Source organism: Saezia sanguinis, from assembly GCF_003991585.1.
Taxonomy (GTDB): Bacteria; Pseudomonadota; Gammaproteobacteria; order Burkholderiales; family Burkholderiaceae_C; genus Saezia; species Saezia sanguinis.
The window spans coordinates 1-230 of the sequence record NZ_PQSP01000243.1; the positions used below are offsets into that span (position 1 = coordinate 1).

The window sequence follows — 230 nt, forward strand, 5'->3', positions numbered from 1 at the left end:
GTGCACGGGCGCCCGGCCGCGGTGGTGTTCCGTCGTGAGCTGCGGCAACTGCCCGGCCGCCGGGAAACCGGCGGGCAGATCCAACGGGGGCACAGTCGCCGCGAGCGGGGCCGGGCGGCGGCCCAGCGGGGTGGCCCGCCGCTTGCCGAGATTCACGGTGGGGCGCCGTTTGCCCAGGTTCACCGCCGGCCGGCGCATACGTTTGACCTCGGGGCGGCGCAGGGCGCCGA

1 protein-coding gene is annotated in these 230 nt (G+C 77.4%); it reads right to left on the minus strand.

The genetic code is table 11. From position 1 onward, the window contains the following. Nucleotides 1-230 (minus strand): hypothetical protein (locus tag CUZ56_RS16120; protein WP_204250996.1); only part of this gene is annotated, 230 nt, incomplete at both ends.